This window comes from Saccharomonospora cyanea NA-134, from assembly GCF_000244975.1.
Classification (GTDB): Bacteria; Actinomycetota; Actinomycetes; order Mycobacteriales; family Pseudonocardiaceae; genus Saccharomonospora; species Saccharomonospora cyanea.
Window position 1 is genome coordinate 3513051 of record NZ_CM001440.1, and the last position, 14279, is coordinate 3527329.

A 14279-nucleotide genomic window follows, 5' to 3' on the forward strand; every position below is an offset into this window, starting at 1 on the left:
CTGACGGTACCTCTTCGGTTCGACTACGACCGCGCCGACCGGCACGAACGAAAGCGATCCGGTCACCCCCTCGGGCGCCGCAGCAGGATTGCCGGTGAGGACGCGGTGCGACGGGAACGTTTCCGCTACTCCACTTCCTGGGCGACCGCTCCGGTCCGCTGGCCGCCGTCCCGGTCGCCGACGAAGCAGTAGACCGACCGGACCGCGTCCGAGGTGTAGTTCTCCGGTACCTTCTCCCACTCCTGCTGACTCGGGATCAGTGCGCGGTAGCTGAGCCCGCCGCGGAGGCCGTCGTTGATCCGGTTGGAGTGGAAGATGAGCCCGCACACCGTCTCGGCGTAGTGGGCGAGCGTCTCCTGGCCCGGGTACCTGGCCTCCGGGGCGCCTTCGGTGTCGGCCCCGCCCACCGGGTGGTGCGCGCCGTACAACTCGACGTCGTGGTGTTCCTCGCAGTCCACCCAGTTGCTCTGGCTCACCGAACGGCCCTTGTCCAGCGTGGTGTTGACACAGTAGTAGCCGCTGTCGAGGTACAACTCGGCGATGTCACCACCCTCGCCGTAGGTGAGCGTGGGCAGCATCTGCTCGTCCACGCCGGGCGACCACACGGGTTTGCCCAGGAAGAACCCGGCCACCAGCAGGGCGACACCCGCGAGCGCCCCGGTTGTCCACAGCGCCTTCTTCCTGCCCGGTCTCATGGGTGGCGGGACGGCACTGCCGGGGGGATGCCCCGAGACCATGGTCGGTGAGGGACCGGCGTGGTGCAGTGTCGGCTGTCCTCCCGGCGGTGTCACGGCCACGGGCTGCTGCTGCGCGGCGAGGGTGAGCAGTCCGTGTGCCTGTTCGGCGGTGATCCGTCCCTCGGGGGTGGACGCCATGAGTCCCATGATCGCCGAGGCGAGCGGCCCCTGGACCCTGGTCAGATACGGAACCTCGTTCATGATGGCGTGGAGCGTCGCGGCCGTGGTCGCCCGCTCGAACGGCACGGCGCCCTCTGCGGCGAAGAAGAGCGCGGCCCCCAGCGACCACAGGTCCGAGGCGGGCATCGCCTCCCGGCCCCCGACCCGTTCCGGCGCCATGAACGCCGGGGAGCCGACCAGCATTCCGCTCGTGGTGATGCGGGGATCGTCGATGGCCTGCGCGATGCCGAAGTCGGTGAGTTTGGCCCGGCCGTTCGAGGACACCATGATGTTGGCGGGCTTGACGTCGCGGTGCACGATCCCGGCCTCGTGCGCGGCGCGCAGCGCCGACAGCACCTGGAGACCGATCGAGGCGATCTGGTGCGGCGGCAACGGGCCGCCTCGGCGCACGATGTCCGACAGCGTCGGGGCCTCGATGAGCTCCATGACGATGTAGGTGGTGCCACGCTCGGCCACCACGTCGAACACGGTCACGACGGCGGGGTCGTTGAGTCGGCCGCCGGTGCGGACCTCACGGAGCACGCGTTCCTGGAAAACGCCCTCCTCGGCGCCGTCGGGCAGGCGAAGTTCCTTGATCGCGACCTGCCTGCCGATCACCAAGTCCTCGGCGCGCCAGACCACACCCATGCCACCGCGCCCGAGTTCTTCGCCGAGGCGGTAGCGATTGGCGATCACCCGTGTCGCGGGCACCGCGGGCGTGGTGGCGATCTGCTCGTCGGTCAACCTGGCATCCCCTCGTCTCGTGCGCAGAGATGGTAGCGAGAAGACCACCCGATCGGAGGACCAGCCGGGTAATCGAGCACCGTGTCCGCAGGCTGTGCACACGTGTTCCGCACCTCCGGAACGACCCCGGCGACCGTCGCCCGACTCAGCCCTCGTGCACGTCGTGGCCCGCCGAGCGCAACGCCGTCACCGCGCGGGAGAGGTCGGCGTCCTTCACCAGCAGGTGGTCGGTGTCGTAGGTCGACACCGCGAACAGTGACACCCCCGCCGCCGCGAGTTCGCCCGCCAGCGCCGCCATGATCCCGGTCAGGGTGAACTCGAGTGGCCCTCGGACGGTGAGCAACCGCCAACCGGACTCCGCGACGACACCCTCCGGCGCGGCAGCGGCGGAACAGACCACCGACAGCTCCCGTTCGGTGCGCGTGACCGACACGAAGGCCGCGCCCGGGTCGAGCAGCGGGGACGGCACGGGCACGGCCGGGTCCAACCGGGCGATGACGTACTCACCCGGCCGGACGTCCACCGTCAGCTTCCGCACGGCCCGGTCCTCCCGTCAGCCCTCGGCGACCATCGGGCTGGAAGCCACCTCGGTGCCGTCGGGCAGCGTCGAGATGGTGAAGTCCGCGAAGACGTTCTCGGCCGCTTTCTGCAACTGCCGCAGGCACTCCACGGCGAGGGCCCGGATCTCCACGTCGGCCTGCTCGGTGGCCCGCATGGCGATGAAGTGTCGCCACGCACGGTAGTTGCCGGTGACGACGATGCGGGTCTCGGTGGCGTTGGGCAGCACCGCGCGGGCGGCCTGCCTGGCCTGCTTGCGTCGCAGGGTCGCACTCGGCGCGTCGGCGAACTTCTCCTCCAACCCGGCGAGCAGTTCCGTGTAGGCGTCGACGCTGGCCTGGGTGGCGGCGAGGAACTTCTCGTGCAGCTCGGGGTCGTTGGCGATGACGTCGGGTTCGACGAACGCGGCGTCGCGCTCCGGCACGTACCGCTGCGAGAGCTGCGAGTAGGAGAAGTGCCGGTGCCGGATGAGCTCGTGGGTCAGCGAGCGCGAGATCCCCGTGATGTAGAAGGACACGCTGGCGTGCTCGAGCACCGACAGGTGACCGACGTTGATGATGTGGTCGAGGTAGCCCGCGTTGGTCGCGGTCCGTGGGTTCGGCTTCGTCCACGACTGGTAGCACGCACGGCCGGCGAACTCGGCCAATGCCTGGCCGCCGTCCGCATCGGTCGTCCACGGCACGTCCTCGGGCGGGAAGAACTCCGTCTTCGCGATCAACCGCACCTTGGGTGCCACCGTTTCGGCCACGTCCGACTCCCTCCACTCGTTCGACACCGGCAGCGTACTTCCGACCCTCTCGGGCTCCGCCAGCCGCGTCGCCAACTGTGGGATACGTCGTGACACCAGAAAGACGACACCTTGCTCTTGAATGACACCAAATATGATGTCACCATGATGTCATGGACCTGAATCCGTACCTCGCCACGTTGCGGGAGAGCCTGGCCACCACGGCCGGCGTGGGCGACGAGCAGCTGCAGCGGGCCGCCGCCGTGCTGTCGGCCACGCTGGAACCCGCGGCCCGGCTGACACTCATGAACGCGCTGTCCGACCTGGCCGCCGAGATCACGGCACAGCTTCCCGACCACGTGGTGGAGGTGCGGCTCGACGGCCGCGACGTCCGCGTGGTCGTCACCGGCAGCTCCGAGCCCGAACCCCCGGAGGCCCCCGAGCCACCTCCGCCACCGCCACCGCCAGGTCCTGGCGACTCGGGCGACATCAGCCGCATGACCCTCCGCCTGTTCGAGCGGCTGAAGAGCCAGGCCGAGCAGGCCGCCGCGGCGCAGGGCGTGTCGTTGAACACGTTCGTCGCCCAGGCCGTGCAGGGCGCGCTGGCGGGAAACCAGCACGGCAGGCCCCCGTTCGGCCCCCATCACCATCACGGCCCTCATCACCACCACGGACGTGGCCGGGGCCGGGGTCACGGCGGCGGCTCCCACCTGCACGGCTGGGTCAGGGGGTGACGTGATGACCGAGCAATCGCAGGGTGGCAACGACGTCGTCCGCACCCAGGCCTTCGACACCGACGGACCGGTCGAACTCGATGTCGACGTCACGGCGGGCACCGTGGAAGTCCGCCTCACCGACGACCCGGGGGTGTCCGTCGAGGTGCGTCGCTCCCACGCCGGTACGCCTTCGTGGGCGGAGAGCGCCGCCGGGATGCTGAACTGGGTCGGCGAGATGTTCGGCGGGCAGGCCGGGCCACTGGCCTCACCTGCCGACACGGTGAAGGAGGTGCGGATCGAGAAGCTGGGCGACCGGGTGGTCGTTCGTGGCCCGAAGGCTCCCCCTCCGATAGGCTCGCCGCTCGCGGTGACCGTGCGCGCCCCCGCCGCCTCCCACGTTCGTGCCCGCACCCGTCTCGCCGGAGTGACGGTGCGGGGCGTCTGCGGCCGGGCGGACATCAGCACCGGCTCGGGTTCCGTCACCCTCGACCAGGCCACCGACACCACGACCGTACGCACGAGCAGCGGGGAGATCGACATCGCGACGCTGTCCGGACCCGCCACCGTCAACGGTGGCAGCGGGGGCGTGCGGCTCGGCGAGGTCTCCGACACCGTCCTCGTGCGCACCACCAGCAGCGAGATCATCGTCAGCGAGGCCGCCTCGGGGGCCGTCGAGGCGATCTCGGGCACCGGTGACATCCGGTTAGGCGTTCGGCGCGGCGTCGCTGCGGAGATCGACCTCTCCAGCGGCGGGGGCACCGTCCACAGTGATCTGGAAGTCTCGGACACTCCCCCCGACGAACCGACGGCGTTGTCCATCCGGGCGCGCAGCGGTGCGGGCCGGGTCGTGGTCACGCGCGCCTGACCAGGCCGCAGCCGACTGGGGTACGTGCCCTCCTCGGCTGCGTCCCGGGACCGCCGCGGGTCAGGTCAGCGCACGGCGCAGGTCGACGGCCAGATCCCCGCGCTCGCCGACGCTGACGCCGTCGAGCCCCAGCCACGACGCCATGACGCCGAGTTCGGCCGCGAGCTCCGCGGCGACCCTGCCACGCTCCACACCGGACTCGGCGAAGGCGCCGGGCACGCGCAGGACGCCCGCGGCCCGGTCGGCCTTGAGGTCGACCCTCGCCACCAGAGCCCCGTCGAGCAGGAACGGGAACACGTAATAGCCGTGTACCCGCTTGGCCTCCGGCACGTAGATCTCGATGCGGTAGCGGAAATCGAACAACCGCTCCGCCCTGCTCCGCTCCCACACCAGCGGGTCGAAGGGACACAGCAGCGCCCGGCCCTCCATCCGGCGAGGCGTCCGCGCGGCGGTGTGCCGGTAGGCGGGAGTAGGCCAGGTTTCCACGCGTACCGGCTCCAGCGCCCCGGCCTCCACGAGGTCGGCGACGGCCTGCCTGCTCACCTCGGGCGAGAGCCGGTAGTAGTCGCGCAGGTCGGGCTCGGTGGCGATGCCGTACGCCCGGGCCGCGCGGTCCACGAGTTCCCGCGCGGCGGTGCGCGCGTCCACGCTGCGGTGTAGCACCTCGGGCGGCAGCACCCGCTCGCTGAGGTCGTACAGCCGTTCGAAGCCACGGCGCGCACCCGTGGTGAGCTCCCCGATACCGAAGAGCCACTCACAGACCTTCTTGACGTCGGAGCGCTCCCACCACGAGCCGGGGGTGCGAGGGGCGGGTCCGGACAGTTCGCGTTCGATGGTGCCCGCCCCGGCGGGCCCCAGTTCCTTCACCACGGCGAGGACGTCGTCCACGAGTGCGGGCTGGGACTCGGCGATGCGGCCGTAGTGCCGCCACCAACCCCGCGGCTTCGCACCGGAGTGCAACAGCGGCCAGTCCTCGACCGGCACCAGGCTCGCCTCGTGGGCCCAGCACTCCACGAGCATGCGGGGTCGCCGGGCACTGTGTGTCCACGCCGCCGAGTCGACGAGCTCCCGGTCGTACGCACCGAGCCGCGCGAACAACGGCGCGTAGTGTGCGCGCACGGCGACGTTGACCGAGTCGAGCTGTAGCACGTGCAGGCGGGACAGGACCCGGCGGAGGTGCCGGCGATCGGGTTCGGCGTCGGGGCGTGGATCGGCGAAACCCTGCGCGGCCAGGGCCGTCCGGCGAGCGACATCCAGGCTGACGGTTCTCACGACCGGCATGATGCCAGTCGACCCCGACACCTTTCCGCGCGTCACCGTGCCGCTACTGTGACGGGCATGACGACCGCGGACGTCCGTCCCGCCACCGCCGACGACGTCGGTGAGATCACCCGGATCCAACTCGCCACGTGGCGTGCCGCCTACGGGGAAGCCCTGGGCGCGGCCGTGAACTCGCTTGCGCCGGAGCAGGTTTCGGCGAGCTGGGCGGAAGCCGTGGAGCACCCGGACACCGACGTCTACGTCGCCGTCGAGGGCTCCGCCACCGTGGGGTTCTGCGTCGCGGGGATCGCGCCCGCACCGGAGGTCGCCGCGGCGGACGGCAGCCTGCCCGACGACGCCGCCCGGACGGGACTGATCGCGTCCCTGCTCGTGGAGCCCAGGTGGGGGCGCCGGGGACACGGCGGCAGGCTGCTCGGGACAGCGGCGGCCGGGCTGCGTCGCCGCGGAGCCGAACGCGGCATCGCCTGGGTCGTGCAGTCCGACTCCGCGTCCCTGTCCTTCTACCGCAGCGCCGGCTGGAACCCCGACGGCACCGTTCGCATCCTCGACACCGGCGAACACACGATCAAGGAGCTCCGCCTCACCGGCACCCTCGATCTTCGTTTGGATCATCCCGAGCCGTCCGATTCGGATTGACCGCTTCTCTCGCTCGGGAACTGCCCCGCCCCTTCCCGCGTCGCACAGGGCACCGACCTGGCGACGTGCGAGAAGAGCGAGGACGCGAGGACGTATCCGCAGCAGCCCGGCGGGCAACCGGGCCCCTACGGCACCCCACAGCAGGGCGGCTGGCAACCATCACCCGGCCGACCACAGCCCGGCTACGCCGCCGCACAAGAAGACCGGCCTGCGGATCGGCCTCAGCGTGGCCGTCGTCGCGATCGTCGCCTTCGCCATCACCGCCTTCGTGGCCCCCGGCTTCCTCCTCAGCGACGACGAATCCGGCTCGAACCAAGCAGCGCCCGGCGGGGACGACTCGATCGACTTCGGCGACAGCGAAGCCGCCACCACCGCCGGGAAAGTCGCGTAGGGGTGGGCGAACGGCGACTACGAGGGTCTCAAGGCTCTGATCTGCCCGGACTCGGAAGGAGCCCTGCACGGCCACGCCACCGACGCGCTCTACGTGACGAGTTCCGAGGTCACCAGTGACCTGTGGGAAAGCCAAGATCCGGTGAGCGCGTCCTCCAACGCGAGCATCTCACTGGAACACGAGGGCCAACAGGTCTCCGTAGCGCCCACGTTCACGGTCGCGAAGCCGTCCGGAACGTGGTGCTGGTCGCCGATCGACGGGCTCTGAGCCCACCTCCCGCCCTGCGGTCGACAACCGTCGACGGTCGCAGAGTCCTCCCCGTGGCTCCGGTTCGCGCACCACGACATCGTTCGCACCGACACGGCCCGGCCCCGACGTGTCGCCGTTCTCGGTGCGGTGCCCGCGCTCCCGCCTAGCTGTTCGGCTGCCCCGCAGGCCTTCCGAACGGAAAGGCGACCTCCCACGCCGCCGCGATCATCCGGAACATCTCGTCCACCGCGGCCTGCGGATCGACCGCCTCCCGTGCCAGCGAGTAGGCGTCGATCACGAATCTCGCGATCGCCCGGCAGGCCGTTGTCACCCGAGGCAGCTCGTACGCGTCGGCGAGGGCCGCAGCCAACGACTCCGCATGTCGCAGCCTCATCGACTCCTCGTACTCCCGCAGAGCGGGCGTGTGTTCGATCATGCGCCAGATGGGGGTAGCGCGCTCGTCCATGCAGTGTCGGACCAGAGCGTGAATCTCCTGACGCAGCGCGGGAACGAGCGACTCGTGCGACGCCCGGTCGGTGACCGCCTGGGTGAGACGGCGCTCGAAGTCCTCGTCCTGCCCGAAAACCAGCGCCTCCTTCGAGGCGAAGTGGGAGAAGACGGTGGTGACGGCCACGTCGGCCTCCGCCGCCACGTCCCGAATCCCTACCGCGTCGTATCCACGGTCGAGGAAGAGCCGGAGGGCGGCGTCAGCGATCTTCTGGCGGGTCGCGGCCTTCTTACGCTCGCGGCGTCCGGACGCCATAGTCATGCCGTAACACTACCAGTCGTCAAAAAGCAACCGTTTCAAAAAGCTAACCGTTAGCGCTAGAGTGGGTCGCATGAAAATGGTGAGCTTCGCCGAGTTCGGCGGTCCGGACGTCCTGCAGCTCGTGGACGCCGAGGAGCCCCACGCCGGGCCGGGACAGATCCGCATCGCCGTCCGAGCGGCAGGCGTGAACCCCGTCGACTGGAGAATCCGTGAAGGCCAGGACTTGCCGGCCCATCCGATCGAGTTGCCGTCCGGAGTCGGACAGGACGCCTCCGGGGTGGTGGACGAGGTCGGCGAGGGCGTCGACGGGGTCGCCGTCGGCGACCGCGTGTTCGGCGAGGGGTCGAGCACCTACGCCGAGTTCGCCGTGCTGAAGGCCTGGGCCCACATTCCCGAGGGTGTGACGTTCGAAGAGGCCGCCGGATACCCCTCCGTGGTCGAGACCGCGCTGCGCATCCTCCGTGAGGTCGGCGTGCAGCCGGGGCAGACACTGCTGGTGAGCGGCGCCTCCGGAGGAGTCGGGTCAGCGGTGCTGCAGATCGCGCGCGACCGCGGCATCACGGTGATCGGGACGGCCGGACCGTCGAACCAGGACTACCTTCGCAGCCTCGGTGCCCTCGCCACGACGTACGGCGACGGCCTGGTCGAGCGGGTGCGCCTGCTCGGCCGAGTCGACGCCGCTCTCGATCTGGCGGGATCGGGCGTCATCCCTGAACTGGTCGAGCTGACCGGAGATCCGCGGAAAGTGATCTCCATCGCCGATCTTGGCGCGCCCGAACTCGGTGTCCGGTTCTCCGGTGCGGCCGGGAGCGTCCCGGACGCGCTCGCCGAAGCGGTCGAGCTCATCTCACGAGGAAGGTTGCACATCCCGGTGGCGAAGTCCTACACGCTCGCCGAGGCAGCGGCGGCACACGTCGACAGCCAGGCGGGCCACACACGCGGGCGGCGGGTCATCGTCGTGTGACAGTGGGCCGGCGCCGTCCTCGGCCGATGTCGGGGACGACGCCGGTCTCGTGGCGCACGGACGGCGGTGGAGAACGAGGGCGAGCAGGCCAGCGTGGAAGCCGAGTCGACCGTCACCAAACCTTCCGGGTCGTGGGGCTGGGTCTCGATCGAGGAGGTCTGACGCCTGCTGCCATTCCTAGCCCTGACGCAGACGCGGGTAGTCGGTGTAGCCGGTCGGACCGCCCACGTACATGAGGTAGGCGTCGCGGACCTGGTTGACCGGCGCGCCGAGGCGGAACCGCTCGACCAGGTCCGGGTTCGCGAGGAAGGGGCGACCGAGCGCCACGAGGTCCGCCCCGGCGGCCAGCACGCGCTCGGCCTGCTGCCTGCCGCCGTCGGCGGGGAGCCGGTCGGTGGGCAGGACCGGGTTGGCGATCAGCGTCCCCGGCCACAGCGCGCGCAGCCGCCCGAAGAGCGGCCGGCGGGGATCGGCGAAGGCGATGTGCAGGTAGGCGAGCCCGGAGTCGGCCAGGGCGGCCAGCAGGGCCGGGTAGAGCTCGTCGGTGTCGTCCTCGGTGATGCCGTTGACGGTGTTGCCCGGCGAGACTCGCAGGCCGGTGCGTTCGGGACCGATCGCGTCGGCGACGGCGTGGACCACCTCGACGACGAACCGGATCCGGCGGTCGACCGAGCCGCCGTACGCGTCGGCGCGCCGGTTGGTGCTGGCGGCGAGGAACTGATGCAGCAGGTAGCCGTTCGCGCTGTGCACCTCCACCCCGGCGAACCCGGCGGCGAGGGCGTTGCGGGCGGCCGCGGCGAAGTCGGCCACGGTCGCGTCGATGTCGGCACGCGTCATCTCGCGCGGCACGACCGCCGTCTGCTTGCCGCGCGGCGTGTGGAGAGTGCCGGGCAGCGCCACGGGCGACGGGGCGAGCGGTGTGAGCCCGCTGGTGTCGGGGTGCCCGACGCGACCTCCGTGCTGGATCTGCAGGAACATCGGGCCGCCTCCCGCCGCGCGCACGGCGTCGGTGACGCGCCGCCACCCGGCCACGTGTGCGGGTCGGTGGACGGCCGCGGTGTCGGGGTAGGTCCGCCCCACGGCGTTCGGCGTGGCGGCCTCGGCGATGATCAGGCCCGCCGAGGCGCGTTGCGCGTAGTACTCGGCCATCAGGGCCGTCGGAACGCCGTCGCTGTCGGCGCGGTTGCGAGTCATCGGGGCCATCACGAGGCGGTTGGCCAGCGGCAACGAGCCGAGCCGGGCGGGTGCGAGCAGGTGGGAGGCGACAGGGGTGATCGTCATACCGACACCGTAGAATCTGACATGGATGTCAGGTTCAAGGTCGAACGGTGTGAGGTACACCATGCGGATCGGTGAGCTCGCCCGGCGAAGTGGCGTCAGCGAACGTTCCCTGCGCTACTACGAGCAGCAGGGACTGCTGTCGGCACAACGCACCCCCGGAGGGCACCGCGAGTATCCAGACGAGGCCGTCGAGCGCGTCGCCCTCGTCCAGAAGCTGTTCGCCGCGGGCCTGTGCAGCGCGAAGATCGTACAGCTGCTCCCCTGCCTGGCCGCCGCGCAGGAGCGCAGGCCAGGCGTCGTGACTCCGCGGCTGGTCGCCGAGCTCACAGCCGAACGACGGCGGATCGACCGGATGATCGACGACCTGCTCCAGTCACGCGCCGTGCTCGACGAGGTGATCAGCTCGGCCGCGGAGGTCGCCGGCACCGCGGCGTCGTCGGCTCACTCGCCCACGGCGCGGTAGAGCGAGCCGACCTCCTGCTGGGTCAGCGCCCGCAGTCTGCCGGACTTCGTGCTGCCGAGGTACACCTCGCCGACGGCGGTACGCACGAGTTTGCGCACCGGGTGTCCCACCTCGGCCAGCAACCTGCGCACGATGTGCTTGCGACCCTCGTGCAGCACGATCTCGACCAGTGTGCGGCCCGGCCTCGCGTCCTTGATGCGGAACTCGTCGACCTTCACCGGGCCGTCCTCCAACCGCACTCCGGCCCGCAACCGCTTGCCCAGCCCGCGCGCCACCGTGCCGTCGACCTCGGCGAGGTAGGTCTTGGGAACGTGGAACGACGGGTGCATGAGTTTGTGCGCGAGGTCGCCGTCGTTGGTGAGCAGCAGCAGCCCCTCCGTGTCGGCGTCGAGCCTGCCCACGTGGAAGAGTCGCTCCCTGCGGTCCGCCACGTAGTCGCCCACGCACGGCCTGCCCTGTTCGTCGCTCATCGTGGTGTGCACGCCGCGCGGTTTGTTCAGTGCGAGGTACACGAGGTCGTCCCTCACCTGCACCCGGACACCGTCGACGTGGATGACGGCGGTCTCCGGGTCGACCCTGCGGCCCAGTTCACGCACCACGGTCCCGTCCACGCTGACGCGGCCGGCCACGATGAGGTCCTCGGCGGCGCGCCGGGAGGCGATCCCGGCCTTGGCGAGCACCTTCTGGAGACGCACGCCTGGGTCAGCTGTCGTCAATCGAATCCACCTCGGGTAGCAACGGAGCGATCGGGGGCAGGTCGGAAAGCGACGACAGCCCCAACCGTTCCAGGAACAGTTCCGTCGTCACGTACAGCGTGCCACCGGTTTCCGGGTCGGTGCCGTTCTCCTCGATGAGACCGCGAGCGAGCAGGCTCCGCACGACGCCGTCGACGTTGACACCGCGCACGGCGGCGATCCGGGACCGGGTGACCGGTTGCCGATAGGCTATGACGGCCAGCGTTTCCAGCGCCGCCCTGGTCAGCTTCGACCGCTGCCCGCCCATCAGGAGCTTCTCCACGAAGGGCGCGTAGGTGTCGCGCGTGTAGAAGCGCCAACCCTCCGCGACCCGCCGCAGGTCCATGCCACTGCCCCGGTCGGTCAGATCCTCCGCCATCGTGCGCAGCAGTTCGGTGACGCGGTCCACCGGCTGCTCGAGCGCGGCCGCGAGTGACTCCTCGTTCACCGGAGCGTCCACCACCAGCAGCAGCGCCTCCAGCGCCGACGACAAGGCGGTGTCGCTCGTCAGATCCGGTAGCTCACGCTCCGGCGCGACGGCGGTGGACTCCCTGGGCTCACCGGACTCGGCGAGCCCGTCCGCGAGATCACTGTCCACGTCGAGTTCCCCCGGCGCGGGAACGCGCCCGTCGGAGTCGTGATCGTCGACTTCACTCACCCGTACTCCTCATCCTCCTGGCCCGCCGCACGGTCACGCTCGGCGTCGTCGGCGGCCTCTTCGGCCGACCCGCCCGTCCACCGCACTCGCAGCTCGGCCAACGCCTCGTCCTGGTCGAACTGCACCACCGACTCGCGGTAGAGCTCCAGCAACGCCAGGAACCGCGCCACCACCTCGATGGTGCGCTCGCAGTCGGCTACGAGCTCGGAGAACGTCGCCTGCCCCTCGTTCGCCAACCGGACCCGCAGCACGGCGGCGTGCTCCCGCACCGACACCCGCGCCACGTGCAGGTGGTCCAGTGACACGGTAGGCGGCGGCTTCGGCCGGAACACACCCACCGCCACCTCGGCGAACTTCTCCGGCGTCACACCGAGCATCACCTCGGGCAGCAGGCCCGCGTAGCGCTCCTCCAACGCCACCGAACGCGGGTAGCGGCGCAGCGCCCCAGCCTCCAGCTCCGAGAACAGAGCCGCCACCTGCTTGTACGCGCGGTACTGGAGCACCCTGGCGAACAGCAGGTCCCGCGCCTCCAGCAACGCGAGATCCTCCTCGCTCTCCACGTCCGCCGACGGAAGCAACCGGGCGGCTTTCAGGTCGAGCAGGGTGGCGGCCACGACGAGGAACTCCGTGATCTCGTCGAGGTTCCACTTCTGTCCCAGCGTGCGGGTGTAGGCGATGAAGTCGTCGGTGACCTGGTGGAGGGCGACCTCGGTGACGTCGAGCTGGTGCTGGGAGATGAGTTGCAGCAGCAGGTCGAACGGGCCCTCGAAGTTGTCCAGCCTCACCTGGAAACCGCGGGAGGGGCGCTCGGTGTCGTGCTGCTCGTCGGCGGGTGGGTTCGCGGACGGTTCCTCCGTCATCGGCTCGGGGTGTCCTCGCCGTGTTCGGCACCGTCGGCACCGTCACCACGCAGCCTGCGCACCAGCACCGAGTCGTCCCCGTGCTCCTCGAAGTCGGCGAGCACGACCGCCACGGCCTCGCGTACGATCCGGCCGCGGTCCACCACGAGACCGTGTGATCCGCGCAGCTTCAGCCGGGCGTGCTCCATCGCGAGCAGTTCGTCCCCGGACACGTACACCGTGATCTTGGCGTCGTGCTTCTGCCTGCCCGAGCCGCGCCGGGTGGTCACGGTCCTCGTCAGAGGTCGCTCCGGCTGCTCCGGCGTGGCCGCACGGGGGCTCACGGGCTCGGAGCCGTCGGTGACGTGCTCGTCGGTCCGGCGGAAGAGCTCCGAGGCGCCGGGCAACGACGCTCGCCTGCTCACCGAGCGATCACCTCGCGGGCCAGCGCGCGGTAGGACATCGCACCGGCCGACCGGGGCGCCCACCTGGTGATCGGCTCACCGGCCACGGTCGTCTCGGGGAACCGCACAGTGCGGTTGATCACCGTGTCGAACACGGTGTCACCGAACGCCTCCACCACGCGCGCGATGACCTCCTTCGAGTGCAGGGTCCTCGGATCGAACATGGTGGCGAGAATGCCGGTGATGTCGAGTTTGGGGTTCAGCCGCTCGCGCACCTTCTCGATCGTGTCGATCAACAATGCCACACCGCGCAGGCTGAAGAACTCGCACTCCAGCGGGATGATGACCCCGTCAGCGGCCGTGAGCGCGTTCACCGTCAGCAGTCCCAGCGACGGCTGGCAGTCGACCAGGATGTAGTCGTAGCGGTCGAGCACGGGGCGCAGCACCCGAAGCAACGTGTGCTCACGCCCGACCTCCGCCACGAGCTGCACCTCGGCCGCGGAGAGGTCGATGTTGCTCGGCAGCAGGTCGACGTTCTCGACGCGGGTCTCGCGGATCACGTCGTCCACCTCGACCGCCCGCTCCATGATGACGTTGTAGACGGTCTTGTCCAGTTCGTGCGGCTGGATACCGAGGCCCACGGACAGCGCGCCCTGCGGGTCGAAGTCCACCAGCAGCACCTTGCGCCCGTACTCCGCCAGCGCCGCGCCGAGGTTGATGGTCGACGTGGTCTTGCCGACGCCGCCCTTCTGGTTGCACATCGCGACGATCTGGGCGGGCCCGTGGCGGTCGACCGGCGGGGGGTCGGGAATGTGGCGCAGTGGTCGCCCCGTCGGCCCGAGCTTGGGCCCGTCGTCGGTGCCGTCGGCTGTCTTCCCGTTCCTGGTGGCCGTGGTCCTCGCGTCCCTGCTTCCCTTCGCGATACGCACGGCGGTCCGGTCGCGCTCCTCTGCGGCGGGCGAGTCGGGGCCGGGTGCCTGGTTCGGGCGGTCCGACAGGTGCCGCGCCGGCTGCGGAAAAGTCGACATGGGGCGAAAGCTCCTTGTTCGCATGGACCGGCGTCAGCGTATGACGCACGGAGAGCAGCGCCAAAGCGGCTCGCCG

At 70.4% G+C, this 14279-nt stretch carries 17 protein-coding genes; 6 read left to right on the top strand and 11 right to left on the bottom strand.

Annotated elements, in window-relative coordinates:
- Nucleotides 1–125: 125 nt before the first annotated feature.
- The 3 genes from SACCYDRAFT_RS16435 to thyX all read right to left on the bottom strand — a co-directional run bounded on the left by SACCYDRAFT_RS16435 (nt 126) and on the right by thyX (nt 2946).
- A complete protein-coding gene (locus tag SACCYDRAFT_RS16435; RefSeq protein WP_005457823.1) occupies nt 126–1640 on the bottom strand; it encodes a serine/threonine-protein kinase in 1515 nt (504 codons plus the stop codon).
- Between the two features lie 145 nt (nt 1641–1785).
- Nucleotides 1786–2178, bottom strand: coding sequence for an ACT domain-containing protein (locus tag SACCYDRAFT_RS16440; RefSeq protein ID WP_005457825.1), 393 nt, complete (start codon nt 2176–2178; stop codon nt 1786–1788).
- Nucleotides 2179–2193: 15 nt separating this feature from the next.
- The gene (thyX, locus tag SACCYDRAFT_RS16445; protein WP_043536575.1) at nt 2194–2946 is read right to left on the bottom strand and encodes an FAD-dependent thymidylate synthase; all 753 of its coding nucleotides are present in this window, start codon (nt 2944–2946) and stop codon (nt 2194–2196) included.
- Nucleotides 2947–3098: 152 nt separating this feature from the next.
- On the opposite strand from thyX, the gene SACCYDRAFT_RS16455 reads away from it, so the two are divergent.
- Nucleotides 3099–3659, top strand: a complete 561-nt coding sequence (locus tag SACCYDRAFT_RS16455) for a toxin-antitoxin system HicB family antitoxin (protein ID WP_005457829.1) — start codon at nt 3099–3101, stop codon at nt 3657–3659.
- A 4-nt stretch (nt 3660–3663) separates the two neighbouring features.
- On the top strand, nt 3664–4506 hold the full coding sequence (locus tag SACCYDRAFT_RS16460) for a DUF4097 family beta strand repeat-containing protein (RefSeq protein ID WP_005457836.1): 843 nt from the start codon (nt 3664–3666) through the stop codon (nt 4504–4506).
- 60 nt (nt 4507–4566) lie between these two features.
- Here the strand turns inward: SACCYDRAFT_RS16460 and SACCYDRAFT_RS16465 are convergent, their stop codons facing one another.
- Nucleotides 4567–5787 (bottom strand): winged helix-turn-helix domain-containing protein, encoded by a 1221-nt coding sequence (locus tag SACCYDRAFT_RS16465; protein WP_005457843.1) that lies wholly within the window; start codon nt 5785–5787, stop codon nt 4567–4569.
- A gap of 57 nt (nt 5788–5844) precedes the next feature.
- Here SACCYDRAFT_RS16465 and SACCYDRAFT_RS16470 point away from each other — a divergent pair, with 57 nt between their 5' ends.
- A complete protein-coding gene (locus SACCYDRAFT_RS16470; RefSeq protein ID WP_005457844.1) occupies nt 5845–6423 on the top strand; it encodes a GNAT family N-acetyltransferase in 579 nt (192 codons plus the stop codon).
- 226 nt (nt 6424–6649) lie between these two features.
- Nucleotides 6650–6814, top strand: a complete 165-nt coding sequence (locus SACCYDRAFT_RS26960; RefSeq protein WP_005457845.1) for a hypothetical protein — start codon at nt 6650–6652, stop codon at nt 6812–6814.
- Between the two features lie 412 nt (nt 6815–7226).
- On the opposite strand, the gene SACCYDRAFT_RS16475 is transcribed toward SACCYDRAFT_RS26960, so the two are convergent.
- Nucleotides 7227–7832 carry a TetR/AcrR family transcriptional regulator gene (locus SACCYDRAFT_RS16475; protein ID WP_005457846.1) on the bottom strand — a complete coding sequence of 202 codons (606 nt, stop codon included), beginning with the start codon at nt 7830–7832 and terminating at the stop codon, nt 7227–7229.
- Nucleotides 7833–7902: 70 nt separating this feature from the next.
- Between SACCYDRAFT_RS16475 and SACCYDRAFT_RS16480 the strand changes: the two genes are divergently transcribed.
- A complete protein-coding gene (locus tag SACCYDRAFT_RS16480) occupies nt 7903–8796 on the top strand; it encodes an NADP-dependent oxidoreductase (RefSeq protein WP_005457847.1) in 894 nt (297 codons plus the stop codon).
- A 177-nt stretch (nt 8797–8973) separates the two neighbouring features.
- On the opposite strand, the gene SACCYDRAFT_RS16485 is transcribed toward SACCYDRAFT_RS16480, so the two are convergent.
- Nucleotides 8974–10077, bottom strand: coding sequence for an oxidoreductase (locus tag SACCYDRAFT_RS16485; protein WP_043537346.1), 1104 nt, complete (start codon nt 10075–10077; stop codon nt 8974–8976).
- Nucleotides 10078–10138: 61 nt separating this feature from the next.
- Here SACCYDRAFT_RS16485 and SACCYDRAFT_RS16490 point away from each other — a divergent pair, with 61 nt between their 5' ends.
- Complete coding sequence (locus tag SACCYDRAFT_RS16490) at nt 10139–10540, top strand: MerR family transcriptional regulator (RefSeq protein WP_005457851.1); 402 nt, start codon at nt 10139–10141, stop codon at nt 10538–10540.
- Here SACCYDRAFT_RS16490 and SACCYDRAFT_RS16495 read toward each other — a convergent pair.
- The 5 genes from SACCYDRAFT_RS16495 to SACCYDRAFT_RS16515 are packed head-to-tail and all read right to left on the bottom strand — an operon-like array spanning nt 10519 to nt 14203.
- A complete protein-coding gene (locus tag SACCYDRAFT_RS16495; protein ID WP_005457852.1) occupies nt 10519–11256 on the bottom strand; it encodes a pseudouridine synthase in 738 nt (245 codons plus the stop codon). The genes SACCYDRAFT_RS16490 and SACCYDRAFT_RS16495 overlap by 22 nt on opposite strands.
- Nucleotides 11243–11932 carry an SMC-Scp complex subunit ScpB gene (gene scpB / locus SACCYDRAFT_RS16500; RefSeq protein WP_005457853.1) on the bottom strand — a complete coding sequence of 230 codons (690 nt, stop codon included), beginning with the start codon at nt 11930–11932 and terminating at the stop codon, nt 11243–11245. Before scpB ends, SACCYDRAFT_RS16495 begins: the two co-directional genes overlap by 14 nt.
- The gene (locus SACCYDRAFT_RS16505; protein WP_005457854.1) at nt 11929–12792 is read right to left on the bottom strand and encodes a segregation and condensation protein A; all 864 of its coding nucleotides are present in this window, start codon (nt 12790–12792) and stop codon (nt 11929–11931) included. The genes scpB and SACCYDRAFT_RS16505 overlap by 4 nt, the downstream gene beginning before the upstream one ends.
- Nucleotides 12789–13196 (bottom strand): hypothetical protein, encoded by a 408-nt coding sequence (locus SACCYDRAFT_RS16510; protein WP_005457855.1) that lies wholly within the window; start codon nt 13194–13196, stop codon nt 12789–12791. The genes SACCYDRAFT_RS16505 and SACCYDRAFT_RS16510 overlap by 4 nt, the downstream gene beginning before the upstream one ends.
- Nucleotides 13193–14203 carry a ParA family protein gene (locus tag SACCYDRAFT_RS16515; protein ID WP_005457856.1) on the bottom strand — a complete coding sequence of 337 codons (1011 nt, stop codon included), beginning with the start codon at nt 14201–14203 and terminating at the stop codon, nt 13193–13195. The genes SACCYDRAFT_RS16510 and SACCYDRAFT_RS16515 overlap by 4 nt, the downstream gene beginning before the upstream one ends.
- Between the last annotated feature and the right edge of the window lie 76 nt (nt 14204–14279).